Annotated in this window: 25 protein-coding genes and 1 pseudogene; 21 read left to right on the plus strand and 5 right to left on the minus strand. The window is 49.1% G+C overall.

From position 1 onward, the window contains the following. From ACUVQO_RS12805 to ACUVQO_RS12815, 3 genes are all read left to right on the plus strand, one after another. Positions 1-1,534 (plus strand): DUF1156 domain-containing protein (locus tag ACUVQO_RS12805; protein WP_445926261.1); only part of this gene is annotated, 1,534 nt, incomplete at its 5' end. A gap of 17 nt (positions 1,535-1,551) precedes the next feature. Next, complete coding sequence (locus ACUVQO_RS12810; RefSeq protein WP_445926262.1) at positions 1,552-2,061, plus strand: restriction endonuclease subunit R; 510 nt, start codon at positions 1,552-1,554, stop codon at positions 2,059-2,061. Between the two features lie 195 nt (positions 2,062-2,256). After that, a complete protein-coding gene (locus ACUVQO_RS12815; RefSeq protein ID WP_445926263.1) occupies positions 2,257-5,607 on the plus strand; it encodes a Swt1 family HEPN domain-containing protein in 3,351 nt (1,116 codons plus the stop codon). A 132-nt stretch (positions 5,608-5,739) separates the two neighbouring features. Here the strand turns inward: ACUVQO_RS12815 and ACUVQO_RS12820 are convergent, their stop codons facing one another. Then, positions 5,740-6,351, minus strand: a complete 612-nt coding sequence (locus tag ACUVQO_RS12820) for a Tll0287-like domain-containing protein (protein WP_445926264.1) — start codon at positions 6,349-6,351, stop codon at positions 5,740-5,742. Positions 6,352-6,517: 166 nt separating this feature from the next. Here ACUVQO_RS12820 and ACUVQO_RS12825 point away from each other — a divergent pair, with 166 nt between their 5' ends. From ACUVQO_RS12825 to ACUVQO_RS12860, 8 genes are all read left to right on the plus strand, one after another. Continuing rightward, complete coding sequence (locus ACUVQO_RS12825; protein ID WP_445926265.1) at positions 6,518-6,730, plus strand: YgaP family membrane protein; 213 nt, start codon at positions 6,518-6,520, stop codon at positions 6,728-6,730. Positions 6,731-6,788: 58 nt separating this feature from the next. After that, entirely contained in the window at positions 6,789-7,325 is a 537-nt protein-coding gene (petC, locus tag ACUVQO_RS12830; RefSeq protein ID WP_445926266.1) for a cytochrome b6-f complex iron-sulfur subunit, read from the plus strand. Between the two features lie 59 nt (positions 7,326-7,384). Beyond that, a complete protein-coding gene (locus tag ACUVQO_RS12835; RefSeq protein WP_445926267.1) occupies positions 7,385-7,786 on the plus strand; it encodes a NifB/NifX family molybdenum-iron cluster-binding protein in 402 nt (133 codons plus the stop codon). A gap of 125 nt (positions 7,787-7,911) precedes the next feature. Further along, entirely contained in the window at positions 7,912-8,403 is a 492-nt protein-coding gene (locus ACUVQO_RS12840) for an ion channel (protein WP_445926268.1), read from the plus strand. Continuing rightward, positions 8,303-8,566, plus strand: coding sequence for a hypothetical protein (locus tag ACUVQO_RS12845; RefSeq protein ID WP_445926295.1), 264 nt, complete (start codon positions 8,303-8,305; stop codon positions 8,564-8,566). Before ACUVQO_RS12840 ends, ACUVQO_RS12845 begins: the two co-directional genes overlap by 101 nt. 99 nt (positions 8,567-8,665) lie before the next feature. Next, on the plus strand, positions 8,666-9,655 hold the full coding sequence (locus ACUVQO_RS12850) for an NAD(P)/FAD-dependent oxidoreductase (RefSeq protein WP_445926269.1): 990 nt from the start codon (positions 8,666-8,668) through the stop codon (positions 9,653-9,655). A 45-nt stretch (positions 9,656-9,700) separates the two neighbouring features. Further along, a complete protein-coding gene (locus tag ACUVQO_RS12855) occupies positions 9,701-10,156 on the plus strand; it encodes a DUF2214 family protein (RefSeq protein ID WP_445926270.1) in 456 nt (151 codons plus the stop codon). Between the two features lie 102 nt (positions 10,157-10,258). After that, the gene (locus ACUVQO_RS12860; protein ID WP_445926271.1) at positions 10,259-10,408 is read left to right on the plus strand and encodes a hypothetical protein; all 150 of its coding nucleotides are present in this window, start codon (positions 10,259-10,261) and stop codon (positions 10,406-10,408) included. 109 nt (positions 10,409-10,517) lie between these two features. Here ACUVQO_RS12860 and ACUVQO_RS12865 read toward each other — a convergent pair whose 3' ends face one another. The 4 genes from ACUVQO_RS12865 to ACUVQO_RS12880 form a co-directional block, all read right to left on the minus strand. Continuing rightward, the gene (locus ACUVQO_RS12865; protein ID WP_445926272.1) at positions 10,518-12,176 is read right to left on the minus strand and encodes an FAD-dependent oxidoreductase; all 1,659 of its coding nucleotides are present in this window, start codon (positions 12,174-12,176) and stop codon (positions 10,518-10,520) included. Beyond that, positions 12,173-13,027: a sulfite exporter TauE/SafE family protein gene (locus tag ACUVQO_RS12870; RefSeq protein WP_445926273.1), complete on the minus strand. Its 855-nt coding sequence runs from the start codon at positions 13,025-13,027 to the stop codon at positions 12,173-12,175. The genes ACUVQO_RS12865 and ACUVQO_RS12870 overlap by 4 nt, the downstream gene beginning before the upstream one ends. A gap of 12 nt (positions 13,028-13,039) precedes the next feature. Continuing rightward, on the minus strand, positions 13,040-13,735 hold the full coding sequence (locus ACUVQO_RS12875) for an MBL fold metallo-hydrolase (protein WP_445926274.1): 696 nt from the start codon (positions 13,733-13,735) through the stop codon (positions 13,040-13,042). 137 nt (positions 13,736-13,872) lie between these two features. Further along, a complete protein-coding gene (locus ACUVQO_RS12880; protein WP_445926275.1) occupies positions 13,873-14,229 on the minus strand; it encodes a rhodanese-like domain-containing protein in 357 nt (118 codons plus the stop codon). Between the two features lie 1,031 nt (positions 14,230-15,260). On the opposite strand from ACUVQO_RS12880, the gene ACUVQO_RS12885 reads away from it, so the two are divergent. The 10 genes and pseudogenes from ACUVQO_RS12885 (at position 15,261) to ACUVQO_RS12930 (ending at position 22,181) form a co-directional block, all read left to right on the plus strand. Continuing rightward, complete coding sequence (locus ACUVQO_RS12885; RefSeq protein ID WP_445926276.1) at positions 15,261-16,088, plus strand: DUF2278 family protein; 828 nt, start codon at positions 15,261-15,263, stop codon at positions 16,086-16,088. A 283-nt stretch (positions 16,089-16,371) separates the two neighbouring features. Further along, complete coding sequence (locus ACUVQO_RS12890) at positions 16,372-17,040, plus strand: M14 family zinc carboxypeptidase (RefSeq protein ID WP_445926277.1); 669 nt, start codon at positions 16,372-16,374, stop codon at positions 17,038-17,040. Next, a complete protein-coding gene (locus ACUVQO_RS12895; RefSeq protein ID WP_445926296.1) occupies positions 17,037-17,771 on the plus strand; it encodes a M14 family zinc carboxypeptidase in 735 nt (244 codons plus the stop codon). Before ACUVQO_RS12890 ends, ACUVQO_RS12895 begins: the two co-directional genes overlap by 4 nt. A 277-nt stretch (positions 17,772-18,048) precedes the next feature. Then, a pseudogene (locus tag ACUVQO_RS12900) lies at positions 18,049-18,519 on the plus strand (C25 family peptidase propeptide domain-containing protein); the annotation flags it as partial. Between the two features lie 398 nt (positions 18,520-18,917). Beyond that, positions 18,918-19,964, plus strand: coding sequence for a C25 family cysteine peptidase (locus ACUVQO_RS12905; protein ID WP_445926278.1), 1,047 nt, complete (start codon positions 18,918-18,920; stop codon positions 19,962-19,964). Positions 19,965-20,256: 292 nt separating this feature from the next. Further along, on the plus strand, positions 20,257-21,051 hold the full coding sequence (locus ACUVQO_RS12910; protein ID WP_445926279.1) for a patatin-like phospholipase family protein: 795 nt from the start codon (positions 20,257-20,259) through the stop codon (positions 21,049-21,051). Next, positions 21,012-21,293, plus strand: a complete 282-nt coding sequence (locus tag ACUVQO_RS12915; RefSeq protein WP_445926280.1) for a hypothetical protein — start codon at positions 21,012-21,014, stop codon at positions 21,291-21,293. Before ACUVQO_RS12910 ends, ACUVQO_RS12915 begins: the two co-directional genes overlap by 40 nt. Before the next feature lie 227 nt (positions 21,294-21,520). Further along, entirely contained in the window at positions 21,521-21,775 is a 255-nt protein-coding gene (locus ACUVQO_RS12920; protein WP_445926281.1) for a caspase family protein, read from the plus strand. 17 nt (positions 21,776-21,792) lie between these two features. After that, positions 21,793-21,984, plus strand: a complete 192-nt coding sequence (locus tag ACUVQO_RS12925) for a hypothetical protein (protein ID WP_445926282.1) — start codon at positions 21,793-21,795, stop codon at positions 21,982-21,984. After that, positions 21,981-22,181 (plus strand): hypothetical protein, encoded by a 201-nt coding sequence (locus ACUVQO_RS12930; RefSeq protein ID WP_445926283.1) that lies wholly within the window; start codon positions 21,981-21,983, stop codon positions 22,179-22,181. Before ACUVQO_RS12925 ends, ACUVQO_RS12930 begins: the two co-directional genes overlap by 4 nt. The last annotated feature ends 12 nt before the right edge of the window (positions 22,182-22,193 follow it).

A 22,193-nucleotide genomic window follows, 5' to 3' on the forward strand; every position in this document is an offset into this window, starting at 1 on the left:
CGGAACGGGGGCAAGGGCTTATGGAGAGGCGATCGCTACTTATTTGGCGTTTGCGGTAGATAAGATGACAGACTATCACTCCAGTATTTGCATTTGGGGTTCAGGGCGCGACACTATTAGTCATACCTTTGGTAGACAAGCAATTCCAATGGTCTGGGATTTTGCAGAGGCCAATCCGATGAGTGATTCCACTGGCAACTTTAATGGTGCAATTGATTGGGTTGTTAAGGTGCTTGAAAGCCTATTACCCAATTCTGAATCAAACGTAAGCCAACACGACGCGATCGCCCCTCACCCCAACGACGCCACCCCCAAACTCATCTCCACCGACCCGCCTTACTACGACAATATTGGGTATGCAGACCTTTCGGACTTTTTCTATGTCTGGCTGCGCCGTGCGCTCGGTTCTGTTTATCCCAATATTTTTAGCACCCTATTAGTTCCCAAAGCTCAAGAACTCGTCGCTACACCCTATCGCTTTGATGGCAACAAACAAAAAACCCAAGCATTCTTTGAAGAAGGTCTGGGCAAAGCCTTCAACCGAATGCATGAAATCTCCCATGCAAATTATCCCCTCACGGTTTATTACGCCTTCAAACAAGCGGAAACCGATCAAAAAGGCAAAAGTGATGAATCCGTAGCTTCTACTGGATGGGAAACGATGCTAGAAGGCTTAATCAAGGCAGGTTTCAGTATTGATGGCACCTGGCCCATGCGCAGCGAACTCAGCAACCGCATGGTTGCATCTGGCACCAACGCCCTCGCCTCCTCCATCGTCCTCGTCTGCCGCCCCCGCCCCAGCGACGCGCCCAAAATCACCCGTCGTCAATTCCTCACCGAACTCAAACGCGACCTCCCCCAAGCCCTCAAAACCCTCCAACAAGGCAACATCGCCCCCGTAGACCTTGCCCAAGCCAGCATCGGCCCCGGCATAGCCATCTTCTCCCAATATGCCGCCGTCCTCGAAAACGATGGCTCCCCCATGCGCGTTCGCACCGCCCTGCAACTCATCAACCAAGTCCTCGACGAATTCCTCACCGAACAGGAAGGTGAATTCGATGGCGATACCCGCTGGGCGCTCACCTGGTTTGAGCAATATCAGTTTGAGCCAGGACAGTATGGCGATGCTGAAACCCTCTCCAAGGCCAAAAACACCAGTGTTCAAGGCATGGTCAATGCGGGCATCCTAGAAGCAAAGGGCGGCAAAGTGCGCTTGCTCAAACGCAGCGAGCTGAAGTCAGACTGGAACCCCACCAGCAACAGCCGAATGCCCGACTGGGAAATTGCTCAGTATCTCATCCATGAACTTGATCAAAAGGGTGAAATGGGTGCCGCAGAACTGCTGGCTAAACTGGGCAACCGAGGAGAAATCGCACGAGATCTTGCCTATCGGCTTTATAGCCTGTGCGATAGAAAAGGTTGGGCACAGGAGGGAATTGCTTATAACAGCCTTGTTATCTCCTGGCCCGAAATAAACCGTTTAGCATCGGAGGTAGCGCGATCAAAACCCGTACAAGGCACGTTAGGCGTGTAGAAGAAAGAGAGGTTGCCATGATTCAAGCGATTCCTGCTGCCGAAGGTACTCTACGAACCCTAAAGCAAACCCTCAATTTGCAACCAGCTACCAATGCCCAATTCTTTTCAGAATGGCAAGGGGAAATAGCACCTATCAGCAAGCTTGATCAGCAAGCGCTCAATCGAGTAAAAGACAATTACTTAGACCTACTCGAAGACCCGCCTGTTCTAGAAAATAGCGTCAAAATGGTAGTGTTAGGGCCATTACTCGATCTGGCAGGCTTCTATCGTCGCCCGTTTCGCATCACCACTGAAACCAGCATCGATATCGAACTGGAAGACGAAGGAACTGTGATTCGGGGACGCATTGATGTCTTAGTTCTGAATGACATGCTCTGGTTAGTGGTGATTGAGTCAAAACGCAGTGACTTTGCGGTAACCCGTGCCCTACCCCAAACCCTGTCCTACATGCTGGGCAATCCTGACCATCGAACTACCGGATCAGCTTGCCGAACAACTCAATACCTATCTCCAAAATCACCCTGAAGAAACCTTGGTTGGGCTGATCCATGAAGCCCTCAAAATCAAGTTGCTTCCCAAAGATAGCTCCAAACTGCTAGAGCTTGCAGGGATCGTGACAGATGCGCTTAAACCACAAAGACACCAAGACCACTAAGCTCTTTGTATCCTCTGTGCCTTTGTGGTTCCTTATCCTCATCCCACCCTCACCCCATCACCCCTATGGCGATTAGCAACCATGAACGAGTCGGACGCGCCCTGAATTTACTCCGCGATGGGCTTTATCCCTATATTGAGCGGGAGATGAAGGCCATATATGGCGATCGGTGGTTAATTCCTGCTTCCTCTAGCCTGCCCGATAACTACGTGGCTCGCCGTGAAGTCCAAGATGTCCTCAAAGAAGATGTTTCTGCCCTGCTCATGGTGATGTGGGAGCAGTGGAATAACGTCTTCCGTAATACGTTAGGGCGTACTGAACGAAGTATCGTCAGTGAGTTGCGAGATACCCGAAACGACTGGGCACACACCTCCACCTTCTCAACAGACGACGCTTATCGTGCCCTCGATAGCATGGCACGTCTCCTCACTGCCATTTCTGCACCAGAAGCCGATCAAGTCGAAAAACAGAAACAAGAACTGCTGCGAGTTCGTTTTGAAGACCAGGCTCGCCGGGAAACTCGCCGTGCGGCGGTGGCTCCCACGGTCGGCCAGCCCATGTCTGGACTCAAGCCGTGGCGGGATATTGTAACCCCTCACCCGGATGTTGCCTCTGGTCGCTACCAGCAAGCAGAATTCGCTGCTGACCTTTGGCAAGTCTACCTAAATGAAGGTTCTGACGAATATCGTCTGCCGACCGAGTTCTTTCGGCGTACCTATTTGACGGATGGACTGAAGCAACTTCTCACGGGCGCACTGCTGCGACTCAGCGGCAAAGGGGGCGATCCGGTGATTGAACTTCAGACCAACTTCGGCGGTGGTAAAACCCACGCCATGCTTGCCCTTTATCACCTCTTTTTCAGGGCATCTGCCCAAGACCTACCGGGAATGGAACCCCTTTTCCAGGAAGCGGATGTGAATGAACCGCCCGAGAAGGTCAACACCGTCGTTTTGGTCGGGAACAAAATTTCCCCCGGACAGATTCATCAAAAGTCAGACGGCACTCAAGTGCGAACACTTTGGGGTGAAATTGGCTGGCAACTCGGTGGCAAAGAAGGCTACGAGATGATGCGCCAAGCCGACGAAAGCGCAACCAATCCAGGAGATGCTCTCAAAGATCTGTTCAATAAATATGCGCCCGTTCTCATCCTGGTCGATGAGTGGGTTGCCTATGCCCGTCAGCTTCATGATAAGAGCGATCTGCCCGCCGGAACCTTTGATACGCATTTCACCTTTGCCCAGACCCTCAGCGAATCGGCGAAGAATGCCAAAAAAACCCTGCTGGTGGTTAGTATTCCGTCATCCGATATTGAGATTGGGGGCGATCGCGGCAGAGAAGCCCTCGACCGGCTCAAGAATGCGATCGGGCGGGTTGAATCCCCCTGGCGACCGGCTAGCGCTGAAGAAAGCTTTGAAATCGTGCGGCGACGGCTCTTTCAGCCATTGGCTGACCCTAATCTCTTTGTTCAACGGGATGCTGTCGTTCGGGCTTTCTCCGAGATGTATCGCAACCAAGGACAGGAGTTTCCCACAGAGTGTAAGGAAGGTGATTATGAGCGACGGATGCGAGACGCCTATCCCATCCATCCTGAACTGTTCGATCGCCTCTACTCCGACTGGTCTACCCTCGATAAATTCCAGCGCACCCGTGGTGTCCTGCGACTCATGGCAAAGGTGATTCACTCCCTCTGGGAACGAAACGACCAAAGCCTTATGATCATGCCTGCCCATGTGCCAATGGATGATCCACAGGTACAGTCTGAACTGACACGCTACCTAGAAGACAACTGGATTCCCGTGATCGACAAAGATGTCGATGGAGCTAACTCCCTTCCCCTTTCCATTGATCGGCAGAACCCCAACTTAGGCCGTTACTCTGCCTGTCGTCGGGTGACTCGAACCATTTACATGGGTTCTGCTCCAACCCTTCGGGCCTCGAATCGAGGCTTAGAAGACCGGAGAATCAAGCTTGGCTGTGTTCAACCCGGTGAAAAAGTTGCCATCTTTGGTGATGCCCTCCGGCGTCTCACCGACCAAGCTACCTACCTCTACATCAATGGCAATCGCTATTGGGTTTCCACTCAGCCCAATGTCAACCGCACCGCTCAAGAACGAGCCAACCAGTTCCTCGATAATCGCTACCTCGTTTGGGAAGAGATTACTCGACGACTCAAAAGTGATCATGCTCGTGGGGAATTCAGCGCTGTTCATGTCGCTCCCGACTCCACGGCTGACATCCCCGATGATCCAGCGCTCGGCGTCCGATTGGTGGTGCTAGCCCCGCAGCATCCCCACAGTCAGTCGAGTAAAGATAGCCCTGCTCGGTTGTGGGTCGAGGATGCCTTAAACCACAAGGGCAGTAGCCCTCGGTACTACAAGAACACCCTTCTCTTCCTCGCCCCAGACAAAGCCAAGATCGAAAACCTAGAACGGAATACCGCCCAGTACCTCGCATGGGAGTCCATTGTCGGTGATAAGGAAGCCCTCAACCTGGATGTCTTTCAGAGCAACCAGGCAACGACAAAGCGTAACCAGTCGAACCAAGATGTAGACAATATCCTCTGCGACACCTACCAGTGGCTTCTAATTCCGATTCAGCCTGATGCTCAGGGCAGTATCGATTGGAAGGAAACCCGACTACAAGGGCAGGACTCTCCGATCGTCCGAGCCAGCAGGAAAGCCGTTTATGAAGGGGATCTACTCCCCACCTATGCGGCTACCAACTTGCGGCTAGAAGCCCTCGATAAGTATCTCTGGCGAGACACGAATCACATCGATCTAAAACGGCTCTGGGAATATCTCACTCAGTACCTCTATCTCCCTCGCTTGAAGAATCAATCCGTTCTTCTGGAAGCCGTTCGAGATGGCGTAGCGTCTACTATCTGGGCTGACAACTTCGCCTATGCCGAAGCTTTTGATGAGGAAAAAGGAAAATACCTGGGCCTTAAGGCAGCAACAGGCATCAACCCAAACATCAGCGTTCAAAGCCTCCTCGTGAAGCCTGACATTGCCCAGCAGCAGTTTGATGCTGAAGCAGCCCAGGCAACCACCATGACATCTGGAGGCTCCACAACTACCGTGGATGGAGGAACATCAGGGGGCGGCTTATCAACGGATGGCGACGGCACAGCGGGTGGTGATGGTGATGCAAACAATGGGACAGGAGATAGCCAGACCACTGTCCTGCGTAGGTTTTATGGCAACGTCGATATCGATGCAATGCGGATCAACCGCGATACATCGGCGATCGCTAATGAGGTCATCCAGCATCTCACTGCTCTAAACGGTGCCAAGGTCAAAATCACGCTCGAAATCGAAGCAGAGATTCCTGATGGGGTACCCGATGATGTCGTTCGTACTGTGACAGAGAACTGCCGGACGCTCAAGTTTAATAATCAATCATTTGAGCAGAGTTGATACGGCGAAATTAATCAAGCGTTCAAGTTATTCAAGATAGCGGGTAAAAAGGATGAGGACGAGGGCTAAAGTTGACGGCTTAGCAAGGGTTTTCAGCATTTTTACAAAAACCGTCCGAAGTATTGAAGCATGCTACTTCGCACTTTGTAGCGTTACCTTCAGATCCGGAATGAAAACGGAATACATACCTCGCAGATCGCCCACCCGAAAATTGTAGGCCAAATCTTGAGGGTAGTTATCTTTAACAAATTGTGGTCGTTGATCTTTAAGTCCGTGGCAGACAAGACAACTCTGTTCCACATTAATGCGACGGTAATAGCGTGTTCCTGCCTGATTGTTGATCGTTTCTCGATCCCAAAAGCCGACCAATTCCGGATCTTGCTGAAACTTAGCCAGTGCCATGCGAGCATGTAAGTCATCTGGTGCATGGTCAGGATTGCGATACTTGGATGCAATCTGCTTCACCTGCCAGCCATTTTCCTGACTCAACTGCATTGCTCGCATTCCAACTGGGCGGCAAACTTCTTTCATGGTTTGTAAGGTTGGTTCTTCGCTTTTGCCTTCCAGTGTAGAAGCCAAACCAGAGCGCATAGCATCTAAAAACTCTATTTCTTGTACCGCTTTTGAGAGTGCGGCTGGATCGGTCTGAGCAAAGGCAGCCGTGGGATACAGGCCGATGAGAAGCATCAGGCCCAGAGGTAGAATCAGGCGAGAAAGTCGGTTAACAATCAATTGGCTCCACATAATACGGGTTGCCTCATTATCAATCGGTTTTATAAAATCACTTTACCACTTTATGACCAATCAGTTATATTAAAGAAGGTTACAAAAACATTGCGCTCACTTCAAAATCGCTGCTTGCATTACTGCAAAAGGTTTTTGCAATCCGCTCACCCCTGGAGATTTTTTTATGAAAACGAATGTAGGTTTGCTCGATCGCCTGATCCGCGTCCTGCTGGCTTCTGTCTTGCTTTATCTGGGATTGTTCCTATACAACGGTTCTGCTTTGGGCATCGGACTGTTGATTGCGGGAGGCATTTTGTTTGTGACTGCTCTAGTCGGCTTTTGTGGCCTTTATCGCCTTCTGGGAATTCGTACTAACCAACCCAATGAGCAAGTGTAGCAGCATTCAATAGTTAATCCGTTACTGAATAGGCTATTTAACGTCAAGGAGGTTCATCATGAACAACAGTCTATCCTTCGAGAGTCCCTCTTTATCCCGACGACAGTTCCTCAATTTTTTGACTGGGGCCACGGTCGCTGCTACGGCTGGTTCTGCTCTCTACGTGGCTGGCAAATTCTTCCTTCCCCCCTCTGAATCCACTGGAGTGGGAGGAGCCATTGTGGCTAAGGATATCCTGGGTAATCCGATTCCAGCCACACAAATTACAGCAGAGGCACCAGGCACTCGTGCCTTAGTGGCAGGGCTGGCAGGAGAACCCACTTACCTGATTGTTAAAGACGATAACACCCTAGATTCTATGGGGATTGTGGATAACTGTACTCATCTGGGCTGCACCTTCCCCTGGAATCCGGTCGACCAACAGTTTCAGTGTCCCTGTCATGGTTCTCTTTACGCCCCTGATGGCACAGTGGTGCGTGGTCCAGCTCCCCTCCCCCTTAAAATCGTTCACGTTGCGGTGATCGACGATCGCATTCTGATTTCACCCTGGACAGAAACTGATCCCCGTACCGGAGAAAAGCCCTGGTGGGTTTAATGCTGTTGCTGAATGCCCAAAACTTCCTGTAATTCTCAATCTCAATCGAAAGGTGTCCTATGAAAATTGCTGTATCCAGCCAAAACCAGACCGCTGTAACTGCCCATCTCGGGCATTGTCAAAAATTCTGGATTTACGACGTAAACAATGCCACCATTCAAAACAAGGAACTGCTACAACTTTCCAAAAACCAGAGCTTTCATGAGAGTTCCCCAAAAAACCCGCATCCCCTGGATGTTGTACAGATTTTGATTAGCGGCAGTATAGGGCATGGGTTAGCGCGTCGTCTGGAGTCTAAAGGGATTCAGCCCATTATCACCTCTGAAACTGACCCAGATACGGCCGTTACGGCCTATCTTACAGGCTCTCTCGCCATCCTGACTCCAGAAGAAGTTGAGCATCACTCTCATCACGAAAGTGGACACAACCACAAAGGTGAATGCGGATGTAACCAGGAATAAGATTCTGTAACAAATATTGCCTAAATTGTGTCCTGGGGCTGACAATCTAAGAGGAATCACCATGCGGCTGCGACGCAAAAAAACCACTAACCAATCAACAACACCGGTTAGTTCCAAAAGGAGTTTTGCAACTGCCAAATTCTGGAGTCTGGCACTCTTACTGGAGCGATCCCTACCATATGTTGCTAACAATTCCCTGGTTGGGGTTTCTCCTGCTGATTGTGCTGGTATATGGGATGTTGAATGCTCTCTTTGCCCTCATTTATTTAGCTGAGAGAAACAGCATTGCCAATGCCCAACCTGGATCATTTTGGGATGCATTCTTTTTCAGTGTGCAAACGCTGGCCTCGATCGGATACGGTGTCTTATACCCCCAAACCTTTTATGCTAATACCATCGCTACGATCGAAGCCTTGGTTGGGTTGCTGGGTTTTGCCGTTGTCACTGGGCTGGCGTTTGCTCGTTTTTCTCGATCCACTGCCCGCGTTCTCTTCAGTCGCTTTGCTGTTGTAACCCATTACAACGGAGTTCCATGCAGAAAGTCCTCTACAGGGGCAAACCGCAGAATCCTTAGTTCAACTCAAAGCCCAAATAGTTGTTTCATTGAGTGGAACTGATGAAACGGTGATTCAAGCTGTTCATGCTCGGCATCTTTACCAGGCTCAAGAGATTTTATGGAACTACCAACTGGTGGACATTATTCATCAAACCAAATGTGGAAAACACTATATCGACTTTACTCATTTCCATGAAGTTGTATCGACAGAACCTATAGCTTAAAGTTTTTTCTTCCTGGCAAGCTATCATTCAGTGGCGATCGCACTATCAGCAGCATCCGTTGTAGTTTGCAATTTATTTCTCACACTCTGATCAATCACTATGCAACTCTCTAAGCACAAACTTCAACAACATCTTGATCATGTCTATGACACCTTAATTGTGGGGGGTGGAGCTGGAGGATTATCAGCCGGAATCTACCTGCAACGCTTTCGTCTGTCCAGCCTGATTGTGGATAAAGGGAAAGCTCGCTCTTTTTGGATGCAGGAGTTACAGAACTATTTGGGGTTGCCTCCCGGTACTCCTGGGCGAGAACTCTTACAAAAGGGTAAGCAGCATTACTTGTCACTGAATGGAGACTGGCTCAATGGATATGTGGAAGAAGTAGTCGACGAGGGAGAAACCTTTGCAGTGCGCGTAAAGGTTGGCCGTCAGGATAGCATTTATCCTGTGTTACGAGCTAAATATCTGATTGCGGCCAGTGGCATTATTGATCATCTTCCCCCCTTAGATGAAATGCAAAATGTGTATGAATACGCCGGACATAATCTGCATGTCTGCATGGTGTGTGATGGCTATGAGATGGCGGATAAGCAATGTGGCTTTTTTGCTGGCAGTGAGGCCAGTATTGAAGAAATAGTGTTTAACTTAAGCTGGTTCACCCCTTACATTACTATCTTTACCCACGGCGTGTTTTCAGTCAGTCCGGAACTGCGTCAGAAATTACAGGAATATGGCTATCGCTTGGTTGAAACCCCGATTAAACGATTTCTGGGACAAAACCATCAGATGAGCGGGGTAGAACTGGTCGATGGGTCTGTCGTACCTCTGGAAACTGGACTGATTTCAATGGGGGCACGCTATCACCATCACTACCTTGAGGGATTGAATTTGGAACGCAAGGGAGGATATCTGGTTACCGATAATTTGGGGCGCACTTCCCATCCTCGTATCTTTGCCATTGGCGATCTAAAAGTTGGGCTAAACCAAGTGACTGTTGCCGTGGGGGATGGTGCCGTCAGTGCAACCGAAATTTGGCGCGAAGTTCGTCATCCTAGAAAGTGGATGGAAAATTTGCAGATGGCAGTTTAATGTCACTGACGATGATTAAACAATCATACCCTGGGAGAGAGACCAATGTGGGGAAGTGCGGTTACAGCGTATTTGCATTATCTGGGCTTCATGCTGGCGTTTGGAGCGTTAGTGGTTGAAAGCCTGACGCTGAAAAAAGACCTCAGCTTGCAAGAAGCCTGGAGAGTCGTAACGGCAGATACTGTGTATGGCCTGTCGGCAACCACAATTCTGATTACCGGAATTTTGAGAGTCCTCTATTTCGGCAAAGGAACCGATTACTATCTCAGCAGTCCAGTTTTTTACACTAAAGTTGGGATTTTCATTGTGGTCGGTTTGCTGTCTCTCTATCCCACCTTTTCCTTTATCTCCTGGGTGAAAGGATTACGGGATCACAAACTGCCCAATTTAGACTTACCCCAAGTCCAGCGGCTTTCCTGGCTGATCAGGGGAGAATTAGTGGGGTTTGCCCTGATTCCTCTGTTTGCAGCAATTTTAGCACGAGGAATACGGCTCTTTTAATCATCATCAGGAATACGCTACTCTGGTAAATGTATTGTTCTGATTCAAGGAGTATTACTCATGTTTCCTTTTTGGATGAACTTCTGTTGCCACTCCGGATCGATGACTCAGAAATCTCATCGGCAACATCAATTAGACTTTTTAAAGTGGATGCGAGATAACCTGGAAACCAGATTGGCTGCCGTAAACGCCGCGATCGCCACCATGGAGCGGCAAATGAACGAAGAGAATCCATCTCATCCACCATCCTGATCAACCTGAAGAACGCTTTGCTGCCAACTGCATCGCATCAGCTATCAAAACGAGCATGAGGGATATTCTTGCAGGTGCTGCGATCGCCCAACTGATTGCAGTTGAGTGCTTAACTTGATGAGACTGCCTGGTAAGTTTTGAATCCACCACTCAGGTTATGGGCATTAAACCCATTCAGCCGCAACACACGAGTGGCATAGTAAGCCCGCTGTCCGACCTGACAATAGACCCAGATCTCCTGCTCGGGATTCAGTTCATGCAGGCGATCGCGCAGTTGCGGCAGCGGGATATTGACGGCACCTTCTAAGTGTCCAGATGCAAATTCATCAACACTCCGAACATCTAGCAATAAGCCACCATTTAGATCGGCAAGTTGTTGCCAGTGAACCAATGGGGCATCTCCTCTCAGACCATTGGCCGCAATCATACCCGCCATATTCACCGGATCTTTGGCGGCCCCAAATTGGGGAGCGTAACACAGTTCAGCTTCTTCCAGGTCAAAGACTGTCGCCCCCATTTGCAGTGCCATTGCAATCACATCAATTCGTTTTTCTGCACCTTCTTCTCCCACAGCTTGGGCACCCAGAATACGTCCGTCCTGATTGGAGAATAGAAGCTTTAAATCAATGGGTTTTGCGTTCGGGTAATAGCCAACATGATGCCCTGGATGGAGATATACTTTGCCATAATCCCAGCCCAGGCGTTGTAAGGTTTTCTCATTCGCTCCGGTAGCTGCGATCGTCAACCCGAATACACCACAAACGGAAGTCCCTTGCACACCCCGGAAGGTGCTATTGCGTCCACAGATGACATCTGCTGCAATACGTCCCTGGCGGTTAGCAGGACCTGCTAAAGGGATCACCGTCCACTCACCCGTGACAAAATCTTTGACTTCAACCGCATCTCCCACCGCCCAGATCTTTGGATCACTGGTTTGCATTTGATCGTTAACCCGAATTCCTCCACGATCGCCAGTTTCCAGTCCTGCAGCTTTTGCCAGTGTTGTTTCAGGCCGAACCCCAATGCCTAAGATGACCAGCTCAGCCGTATGGCTAGCTCCTGATTTCGTCGAAATACTAATTCCACCCCTGGTATTAAGATCAAATCGGGTGACGCTGTCGTTGAGGCAAAGATTAACCTGATGCGATCGCAAGCGTTCATGTACGGGAGTAACCATCTCCGGATCAAGGGGAGCCATCACTTGCGACTGGGCTTCAATGATCGTCACAGCAATCCCCCGGTTGACCAGATTTTCGGCCATTTCTAAGCCAATGAATCCTCCACCCACCACCACGGCTCGTTTCACCTGATGAGCATCAATCCAATCCCGAATGCGGCGGCTATCCGGGATAGTTCGCAGGGCAAAGATCCCAGGTAAATCAATTCCTGGCAGGGGTGGGCGGATGGGAGCCGCACCAGGCGCTAAGACCAGCGCATCATAAGAGGCCTGATAGATCTCATCGGTTTTGCGATTTTTGACCGTAATTTGGGTGGTGTCCCGATCGATAGCAATGACTTCGTTCTCTAATCGGACATCAATGTTGAAGCGTTGTCGAAACAGATCAGCATTGGCAACGATTAACTTTTTCTCATCTGTAATTACATCACCCACGTAGTAGGGCAGACCACAGTTAGCAAACGAAACAAACGGGCCGCGCTCAAAGATAGTAATCTCAGCGGATTCAGAAAGGCGACGGGCACGGGCCGCACAGGAGGCTCCGCCCGCAACTCCCCCCACAATCAAGATACGCTTTTGCTCTGAGGTCATGTCATACTCCTTTGCGATTTTGCAGTAACCTGGGAGGCTGTCGGTTCTGCTTGCTGGGTGCCCTGCAGACTGCGGCGGTGCTGCACCAGTACCAGGATGGCGATCGCCAGCAGAAAATAGCCAAAGCCTCTTTGCAGCTTTTGGGCGGAGACAAAACGAGCCAGATAGGCACCGGGCAGCGTACCCAAACTGGCTGCAAAAATGAACGATACCACCAAATGCCAGTCGATGGAAACATGTCCCAGATAGCCCAGGAAGCCAGCAACAGAATTGGCCACAATAATCAGCAAAGACGTACCAATCGCCTGTTTCATGGGAACGTTCGCCAGCAGCACCAGGGCCGGAACAATGGCAAAACCACCCCCAACCCCAACGAGCCCAGTCAACATACCCACCAGTACCCCTTCAGTTAATAGCCACAGCCAGCAGTATTTGCAAAGGGATTTGGGATAGAACGCCAAGGCATCATCCGGTTTGGATGGCTTGAAGCTGCGCCGAATCATAAAGCCAGCAGCCAGTAACATCGTCACTGCAAACAGCAGCATTTGGAACGTTTCACTGACGATCGGCAGCGTGGCAATTCTGGCTCCCGCATAGGTGCCTACCATGGTTGCCAAACTAAAGAGGAGTGATACTTTCAGGTTGACGTTGCCAGCCCGCCAGTGGGGGATGAGTCCCAGTAGACTGACGGCCCCCACAATGATCAATGTCATGGCGATCGCGGATTTTGGAGCAACCCCCATCACATACACCAGCACGGGCAACGCCAGCACCGACCCACCCCCACCCATCAGTCCTAAGCTCAACCCGATGCCTGCTGCCAGTATCAGTCCAAGAACCCACTGCATCATGATCAGGGACTCCTAAGCCACTGCCCGACCACAACGTTCATTGGCAGGAACAGCCTCCATCATTTTTTGAGGATTGGGCAGGTTGAGTGCATCCATGAACTGGATAAAATTTTTGCGATCGCGACCTACAAAGCGAGGATTCCAGCGTTTTTCCTCGCCAATGGTTGAAACCGTATGTCCACGATAGTCATGCCCCGGATACACCAGCGTCGTATCTGGTAGGGTAAACAAGCGCTGGGTAACCGAATCGTAGAGTGTGCCTGGATCACCGCTTTGGAAATCAGTGCGGCCACAGCCTCGGATGAATAAAGCATCTCCAGTGAGCAAGTGAGTTCCATTCACGAGATAAGCCATGTGGCTGTCCGTATGACCCGGTGTGGCGATCGCTTCCACCGTCACACCACCGATCCGTAACACCTCTCCATCCTTGATGAACCGATTGGCACAGGTGGCCTGAGCGTGTTCTGGAACGATACCTTCACAGCCAGTGGCCTCCCGTAACTGCCCTGTCCCCGTAATGTGATCGGCGTGGATATGAGTCTCCAGGCAATATTTCAGGGTTAATCCCAGTTCCGTGAGTAAAGTGCGATCGCGATCGACCTGTTCCAGAACTGGATCGACCAGTATGGCTTCCTGGGCTTCAGAGTCAGCAATCAGGTAAGTATAGGTACTGGTGGTTGGATCAAAAAGTTGGCGAAACAACATCATTCATCATCTCCACAACTACAGTAAGAAGTTAAAAGGTAAACCCGCTGTTGCAATCAGCCAGGTTGTTCAGTATTCCTGCGACAATGTGGTTATTAAACCTCATCCAGGTTCAGAAGGCGTTTGAAGGATAACTGGGTTTAGGCTTGAATCGGGTAACCAGCCTTGGCCCAGGCACCAATACCGCTGCCCAGATGGGCCACATCCTGATATCCCTGATGCAATAGCTTTTGAGCCGCCATCGCCGATCGCTGCCCAGAGCGGCAATACAGGACAATTTTTAGATTGGGGGACTGAGGAATTTTCCGGGAGTCAAACCGAGACAGAGGCACCAGAATAGCTCCAGGAATATGTCCTGTCGCATATTCATTTGGCTCCCGCACATCTACCAGGACGGCGGCTTGCTGATCTAACCACTGCTTTAAGGTGTGGGCATCAATCGTTTGCAGCGAGTGGGTTGGCAAGGGGTGGGAAGGGTTGAAGCTAAAAAGATTCATGTCAGGTTTTCGTTAGAGTGAACGGACGTTATGGAAGAGAAGCAAAACTTCAGTTCAAGCCTACACTTCTCACTATACTACTATATAGTAATACAACATTTTTATCAACCAACCCAGAAAATTCAGCATGATATCACCCTTGGCTCTCTTGCCTATTAGAGGGCGTTTGACAAGTATCCGGCGGTTAAAACCGCAACTACACTCACCCCATCTGCCGACGCAGACTCAATAAAATCAAGGTTCTCAGCAACCTGCGGCAGCAGGTTTTCTCCGGATAGACGCGACTTCAGTCGCTAGGATGGCTAAGAAAAGTGTCGAAAAGTGTTGAATTAGCAATATTTAATGACAATCAAAAAAATACCTTATACGATTATAACTAATAGTTAAGATAGTAGAAATATCTGAGTTTTAATTAGATATCTCTTTTCTTGTTTCCGTCTATAGTTCCTGAGTTCGTTTGCCGTTCTTGCTCGAATCTAGTTTTGATCATTAGTTGTTTTGCTGAAGCGTTATTTTACTGGAGAAAAGAGCACTAAATCAATTCAAAGAGTTTTCTCTTTTCTAACTTCTATGCAATAGCTTTTTAATGCTATCAATACTTGCTTTCAGGGTTAATAAAAGTATGATGTCTAATGTCGACTATTCGCGTCTCTCTAGATCTTGAAAGTAGAAGCTATCAGAATGATAGGGTTGTGCATGCCTATTTGTATGGCTAATTGATTTAGTTAAATTTTGCTGATGTACTATTAAGCTGCATTCGCCGATTTTTGCTTAGCGGGTGGTAGTGGCATGATTAATTGCGCTGAAAGCCCCTGGAGGCCATAATCATGATGGAGTTGTTGCAAATTTGAATTTAATTTGCGCCAGGATGAACTTAACACTGCATCTCCATTAACCGATCTGAACAAAGTAGCCGCCAACTCCTCAATAAGGGAAAGATCAAACTATCAAAATGACCCAGACGCCGGAACCCCTGATCCGTATCGAAAAGTGAGTCTCATCAGGGGAAATTCAAACGAGGTATAAAATCCATGTCTTTAGCAACCTATGGAGTATTGAAAGCGCGAATACTGGATCGCAAAGTTGATCCACCTACTGATCAATCTCCCCACTATCAAGTTCTGGTGACGGAAGGAGAGAAAAAACACCGAATTGTCATCAATGTGAAATCGCAAGAAAGCCCTTCCGACTTGCTGTATCTGGTGGACGATAGCTTTCAGCACTCAATTTTGACTTCTCTGCAAAACTTGAGTGCAGGCTTTCATAAATTGGAGCATCGACCGGGGGGCATGGCTCTGGATTTTATTCGTGGCAATTTGTTCAATCCAGAGGATATGAAGCCTTTGCCGCTTGATGTTCCTGGTGCGGGCAATGATTTGAAAGAATTAATTGATCTGTATATTCAACGTGCGCTGCAGTCCGAAGATGCGATCGTGTATGCCTTTGGGGCTTCCTGGGGGCCAGAATCCCATAAATCCGATCAGTACTTCGGCTTTCTCCCTGGCAGTGGCATTCATGACATTCACATGAATCAGGGCAGTGTGGGCAAATTCCAGCAGGATAACGGCGTGTATCAGGACGGCGGCCTGTTGCTCCAATTCCCCTCACGCAATCAATGGATCGGCATCTTTCTGGCCTTCCAATCCCAATGTTTCCATACGGATGATCAAACGGGGAATATTATTAAGTCGATCTGTGAAAAACCCCCTGTGGGCGCGGCTGTTCAGATTGTGGCGGCACTGGTAAATCCGTTGGGAGCCGATTCGGGTAAGGAAACCGTAACGCTGCTGAATGTATCGCCAGAGACGGTCAACCTCAAGGGCTGGGCTTTGGCGGACAAACAAAAGATAAATATCTGATTCAAGATCTATCCCTTAAGGCTGGGGGAGTAGCTACCATCGCTCTCAAGGATGCGGCTATGCAACTCCCCAACGAGGGCGGCATTATTACCTTACTGAATCCTCAGGGCATTAAAGTGCATGGGGTTTCCTACACCCAGGAACAGGCTCAGAAACAGGGCTGGACTGTGGTGTTTTGAGTGGGAGGGCGATCGCGCGATCGTCCAGCGGTTTAATGTAATTTTCCAAATCAAGGAGTGAGAGTCTTTCTGGACTGGAGCAAACGACAACGGAGGATGTATTTATGGAACGTAAGTTTTTTGTGACTATTGTTGCGGCCAATCGGCGTGCTCTGTTGAATCTGGCAGATTATCAGCTCGATCTATTCCAGGCTACAGCAAAAGCTGCAGATAATCAGGAATTTACCATTGAGGGGTTACTCTCTCTCGCTCAGATTGAGCAACTGGTGATGGCTGGTTATCACGTGATGATCCAGGATGAATCATCCAAACGGGCACGGGCCACACAGCAGGTGAGTGGATTGCAAGAGTGGATGCGATCGATGGGGGAGAAGCGCCCTGATGAGGAAAGACCCATCAGTACTGACATTAGTGCTGCACTACCTGCGGGATATTTAACAGTAGCTGACATAGAATCTAGTCTGCAATATCTCGCTGCTGCTTACTCCTCAATCTGTCAGTTGATTCAACTACCGGAGCAAACCTGGGAACACCGAACCAGCCGAGCGATTAAACTGGGCAAGGGAACGGAGGTCAAGCGTCCCGGTATCTTGTTATTAGGCGGTGTGCATGCACGGGAGTTGGTGAACCCTGATCTGCTCCTATCCTTGGCTTTGAAATTATGTCAGGCGTACAAAGCGGGGACGGGATTAAAATTTGGTACAAATCCTACGATGCTGCCAGTATTCAACAAATCATCAACACATTGGACTTGTTTATCTTCCCGTTGGTGAATCCGGATGGGCGGGCGTTTGTGCAGTCGCCGACTGGAGATGCCGTGTGGCGCAAGAACCGCAATCCTAACCCTGGTCAGTCTTGCCGAGGCGTTGATCTCAATCGCAACTTTGATTTTCTGTGGTCAAGTGGAATTGGCACTAGCTCGAATCCCTGCAGCGAGACGTTCAAAGGTCAGCAGCCCTTCTCTGAACCCGAAACGCGCAATGTCCGCTACTTGCTGAATACTTATAAAAACATCGCCACGATGCTCGACATTCATTCCTATTCAGGATTGATTATGTATCCCTGGGGAGATGACGATGAGCAAACCACCAATCTCACGATGAACTTCCACAACCCTGCCTATGATGGTTTGCGCGGAAGAGTTGGAGACACGACTTACAAAGAATACATTCCGAAAACAGATTTGACTTGGTTTGTGAAAACTTATAACCGAGTTAGAGACGGCATCAAAGTGGTCAGAGGCACAGTCTATACAGTACAACCGAGTGTAGGTCTCTATCCCACCACAGGCACCTCAGATGATTATGCATACAGTCGCCATTTTGTTGATGCTGGCAAATCCAGGGTTTTAGCGGGGGTGATCGAAACAGGACGAGAGTTCCAACCTCCCTATTCGGAAGCCCTGAATATCATCGCTGAAATTTCGGCTGGGTTGATTGAATTCTGTCTGGCTTCTATTTCCGCTCTAGAAGCTACACCAGAAGTAACCTTAGAGAAGGTATAGCCTGCGGTAGTTCCATGTTTGCCTGCGATCGCATTAAAAGCAAGCGATTTACCAAGTGTTTTCTACCAGAAAGCGGATAGGGGTTTGGGTTAATGTTGTCGTTTGTTAAATAGGATATTGCTCAAACCAGAGATGATTTTTTACTAACAGCCACAATGCAAGGGCTAGGAGGCTCACTATGAGCGAACGCAATTGGATTAGTATCAACAATGCAAATGCAGAAACACCCAGCGAAACTAAAGTGAGTAAAACCGTCACACGACTCGCTACTGCAGCAATGCAAGATGCGGGGCAGCGTATAGGGGTAACGGTCACTTATCGCGTGGGTGGCTTTTGGGAGGGAGTTATAGAAGGTGCAACCTTTCGGCAGTTAGAAGTACCTTCAGCGACTCAGATGGAACAGGCAGGAGCACCCGCAATCCCCAAGGATGGCATCTTTGTTGCAGTTCCAGCAGATGCGATAAACGTTGAGGTGAAGGTGATCGATAAGACGATGATGCCCTTGGATCACGAAATCGATTTGGCTCCAGCACCGCAACAATTTAAGAAAGCAGAGTTCCGGGTGGTGTATCAACCTGATCCAGCTATTTATGGAACTGATACACCTTTCCCAGGGCGCGATTTTGATTTCCTGGGATTGAAGACCATTGCAGGGCTTAAGGTTGCTCACATTTTTGTTTACCTGGGACAGTACTGGCCCAAATCGCGGCGGATGGAACTGGTACAATCCATGACGCTTGAGATCAGTTACCAGACTCCCCCCGCTCGCGATCGGCATCCCAGCAGAAAACCCCAGGAATTACCTGAACATAGTCTGATTCTGGGGCTGGATCTGCTCGATGATGACCAGGATTTTTCATCCAGGGTTGAGGATCTTTTTGAAATCGATGATATCAGTGTGCTTGAGGGTACCTTTCCATCTCGTCGTCCAGATCCAGGCATATCATTGCTGGAAACGGTTGAAAGTGAGGGCCAGGATCCTGCCCTGATCGGTGATGTGATGCCAGAGAAGACTTTACGGACAGACGCCCCTAAGCTCAAAATTCCTGGGTTGATTGCGGAATATGTGATTGTCAAAAGTAGTACCCTGTCTGCTGCCGTGGAACCACTGCAGCTGGCCAAAAGCGGCTGGCCCTATATGCAAAGGTGGCCTGTACCGAGGATATTCAGCAGGAATTTCCGGCCGCCAGTCTCAAGGAGTCGATCAAATCGTTCATCACCTGGGCAACAGCGAACTGGCGAACTCCCCCACAGTTTATCGTTCCGGCTGGGGATACCGATGTCATTCCCATGCATATCTACAACCAGAATGGTGGATCGTATGCCTCAGATCATTACTATGCAGATATTTCCGGTGATCTTGTTCCTGAACTGGTCGTATCCTGGTTACCCACCTCAGATGCCGCAACCCTCAAGAGCACTTGTGAATATCTAACTCGTTACGATGGCTACCGGGGTGGAGACTGGGGTGGTTGGCAAAACCGAGTCATGCTCTGTGCTTATGCCAGTTCTACCTGTGAAACTACCTGTGATGACATTGAAGCCAAGATTAAGAGTCGCTATGACGTGATCAAACGGTATGCCAAGAACACCTCTAAGACCGATGTGATCAACACGATGAATGATGGTGTCCTGTTCTCAGTCTATCGAGGACACGGTTCAAAAACAGCCTGGTCAGCCAGCAATGGTCTAAACACAAGTGATGTGGCGAGTTTGAACAACCCGACTTGGCCACCATTTGTCCTGAGCATTTGCTGTGAAAATGGCTGGATTGATGACAATTCCTTAGAAACCATTGCGGAAGCGTTCATTCGCCGACGCAAAGCAGTGTCTATACTTGCCGCTTCACGGGATTCCTGGACTTATGCCAACAATGACTTTGCGAAGTGCCTGTTCGATGCGGTAATGACGGGTGGGTGCTATGCAGCCGGAGATATTGTCCGGTTCGCCAAGACGAAAATGGTTCTCAACCACAGTACGTCTAACTTTGTCGGTACCTTGGGTGGCTTTGATCCGAATCAACTGGGAACGGGTTCCAAACGCAGCGATCTCAAGTTTGAAATCAATGTTGCCTTTTCTGCATCGAACAATCAGCGTTTTGTAGGATATGTCCACTCATGGTCTCGTACTCGGATATCGGGAATCTGCTGGTGGTCGAATCATCCATTTGGCTGGACAGCCTCCAAAACCTAAAAGGGTGTTTTAAAAGCCCCAGTTCATATCCTAAACCAAGTCCAGCTAGAGAACTGAAGTCTGCCTATAAGAAAAACTACGGTTCTGGACTTGCAAAAGGTTTAGATCTGTAAGGGCGTAGCATTCGGCCAAGGACCCCTGAAAAACACCGCAAAACTGTTATCCGAATGCTACGCCCCTACGTGGGCGATCGCGACTTCTCAAACATCCTCTAAAGCAGCGCAGTCAGGAGAAAGCCCTATAACTTCGATCAAGGGCGATGCTATTTGAATTCAACAGAGGGGACGTGGTTATGAATCAAACAAAATTAGCGATCGCCTGTCAGGGTGGAGGTAGCCATACCGCTTTCACAGCAGGAGTGTTGAAGAAACTGCTGGAATTGGGCATTCCCAAACCCTATGAGTTGATTGCCCTGAGCGGCACATCGGGAGGTGGAATTTGCGCAGCAGCAGTCTGGTATGGACTGTTGAAAAGGAATCAGGGGGCTAAAGAACCAGCTTACAAGGCTCTATTAGAGTTTTGGAACGATAATTCGGCTCAGCAGTGGTGGGAACAGTCCTGGAATAACTGGATGGTGGAAACTTTACATTTGCAGTCGTCTGGAATTGTACCCACGTTTGAAACCAGCCCCTATACCTCGGAAGATATGTTCAATGTCTGGAAGTCACTCGCCCCCCGCAAAGAGTATTTTGACCTGAAAGCATTACTGGAAAAACACATTCACTTTCGAGAGATTCCAGCACTGAAGCGACCGTCTAGCCCCAGATTGCTGCTGGGAGCCGTGGATATCCTGTCTGGCGGATTTCAAACCTTTGACTCTGCCCAGGAAACTATTAGCGTTGAGATGCTCCTGGCTTCTGCCGCAATTCCCACCTTGTTTAAAGCTGTAGAAATTCAGGGAACTGCCTATTGGGATGGGTTATTTTCAGAGAACCCGCCTGTGGCTGACTTTATCACTGGCAGTGTGGATGAACGGCCGGACGAGTCTGGATTATCCGGATTAACCCGGAGCGGCATGCAACTATTCCCACTAAAGTTGGGGATATTTTGGATCGACGTAACGAGTTATCCGGTAATCTGGCATTGAATCAGGAATTGCACATGATTCAGGCGGTCAATCAATGGATTGATAAGCAGTACTTTGATCAAACAGAAGCGCAATGGTTTAAGAGAATTACTGTGCAATTTATTGATATGAGTCCGGCCTTATCCAACTCACTTGACTACACCTCAAAACTCGATCGTTCTCCAACGTTTATCCAAACTCTAATGACAGATGGAGAAAAGCAAGCTGAGGAATTTTTACAGAATTTAGAGATCACAGTCTGAGAGATTTCTGAGATAAAGGGACAATCGTAGGGCTTGAAACATGGAAGCGACGATCGCTGCTTTCCTGTCATTTGTTACAAAATCGTCATCAAGCTATACGCGGATGATCGTATTTGCACTCCAGGCAGTTCCTGTCAGGATTAAATTGAGGGTGCTGATAACTTATCCTGAATAGATTAAGGCTCATTGAGCATTAAGCAAAATTTCCTAACAAAGGAGATGTTGTTATGGCTAGCAATCGCAGAGCACTGTGTGTGGGAATTAACCAATACAAAAATTATCCCAGGAGCAATCTGCAAGGCTGTGTGAATGATGTTGCAGATATGGAAGACATCCTGACCCAATACCTGGGATTTAAGGGGTCTGGTGGTGCAGATCCAGATATCGTAAAACTGACGGACAATCAGGCCACTAAAGCCAATATTATGGCTGAGTTGGAAACGATGGTTAAGAAGGCTAAAGCGGGGAAATACACCTATTAGACCGGACTCCCCGATTCATGCCTCTGCCCACGATCGCAGCTTACGAAGCCCTGCAAGGCACGGCTCCTCGCAGTCTGTCTACAGCGTTAACCGAAAAAGGCATCACACATCACATTCTCTGGGCCGCCTGCCGGGATAACCAGGTCAGTGCAGATGCCAGAATTGGTAACTCCTGGCACGGAGCGTTTCCTACTACTTCTGTAAAGTGATTCGGGATTGTAACAATCAACTCGCTCGCAAGGAGGTGCTGAAACGGGTGAACGCGGCCCTGAAAGCAGGACAATATACCCAAATCGCGCAACTGGAGTGCGAAGCGACGGTGAGAAAAGAACTGCTCGGTCAGGCTCATACCTCCAAGATCCGAGTAGATGCACCACCTGCCCAAGCCCCAACCCAACTCGTTTAACGGCCCAACCCT

The organism is Leptodesmis sp., assembly GCF_052746595.1.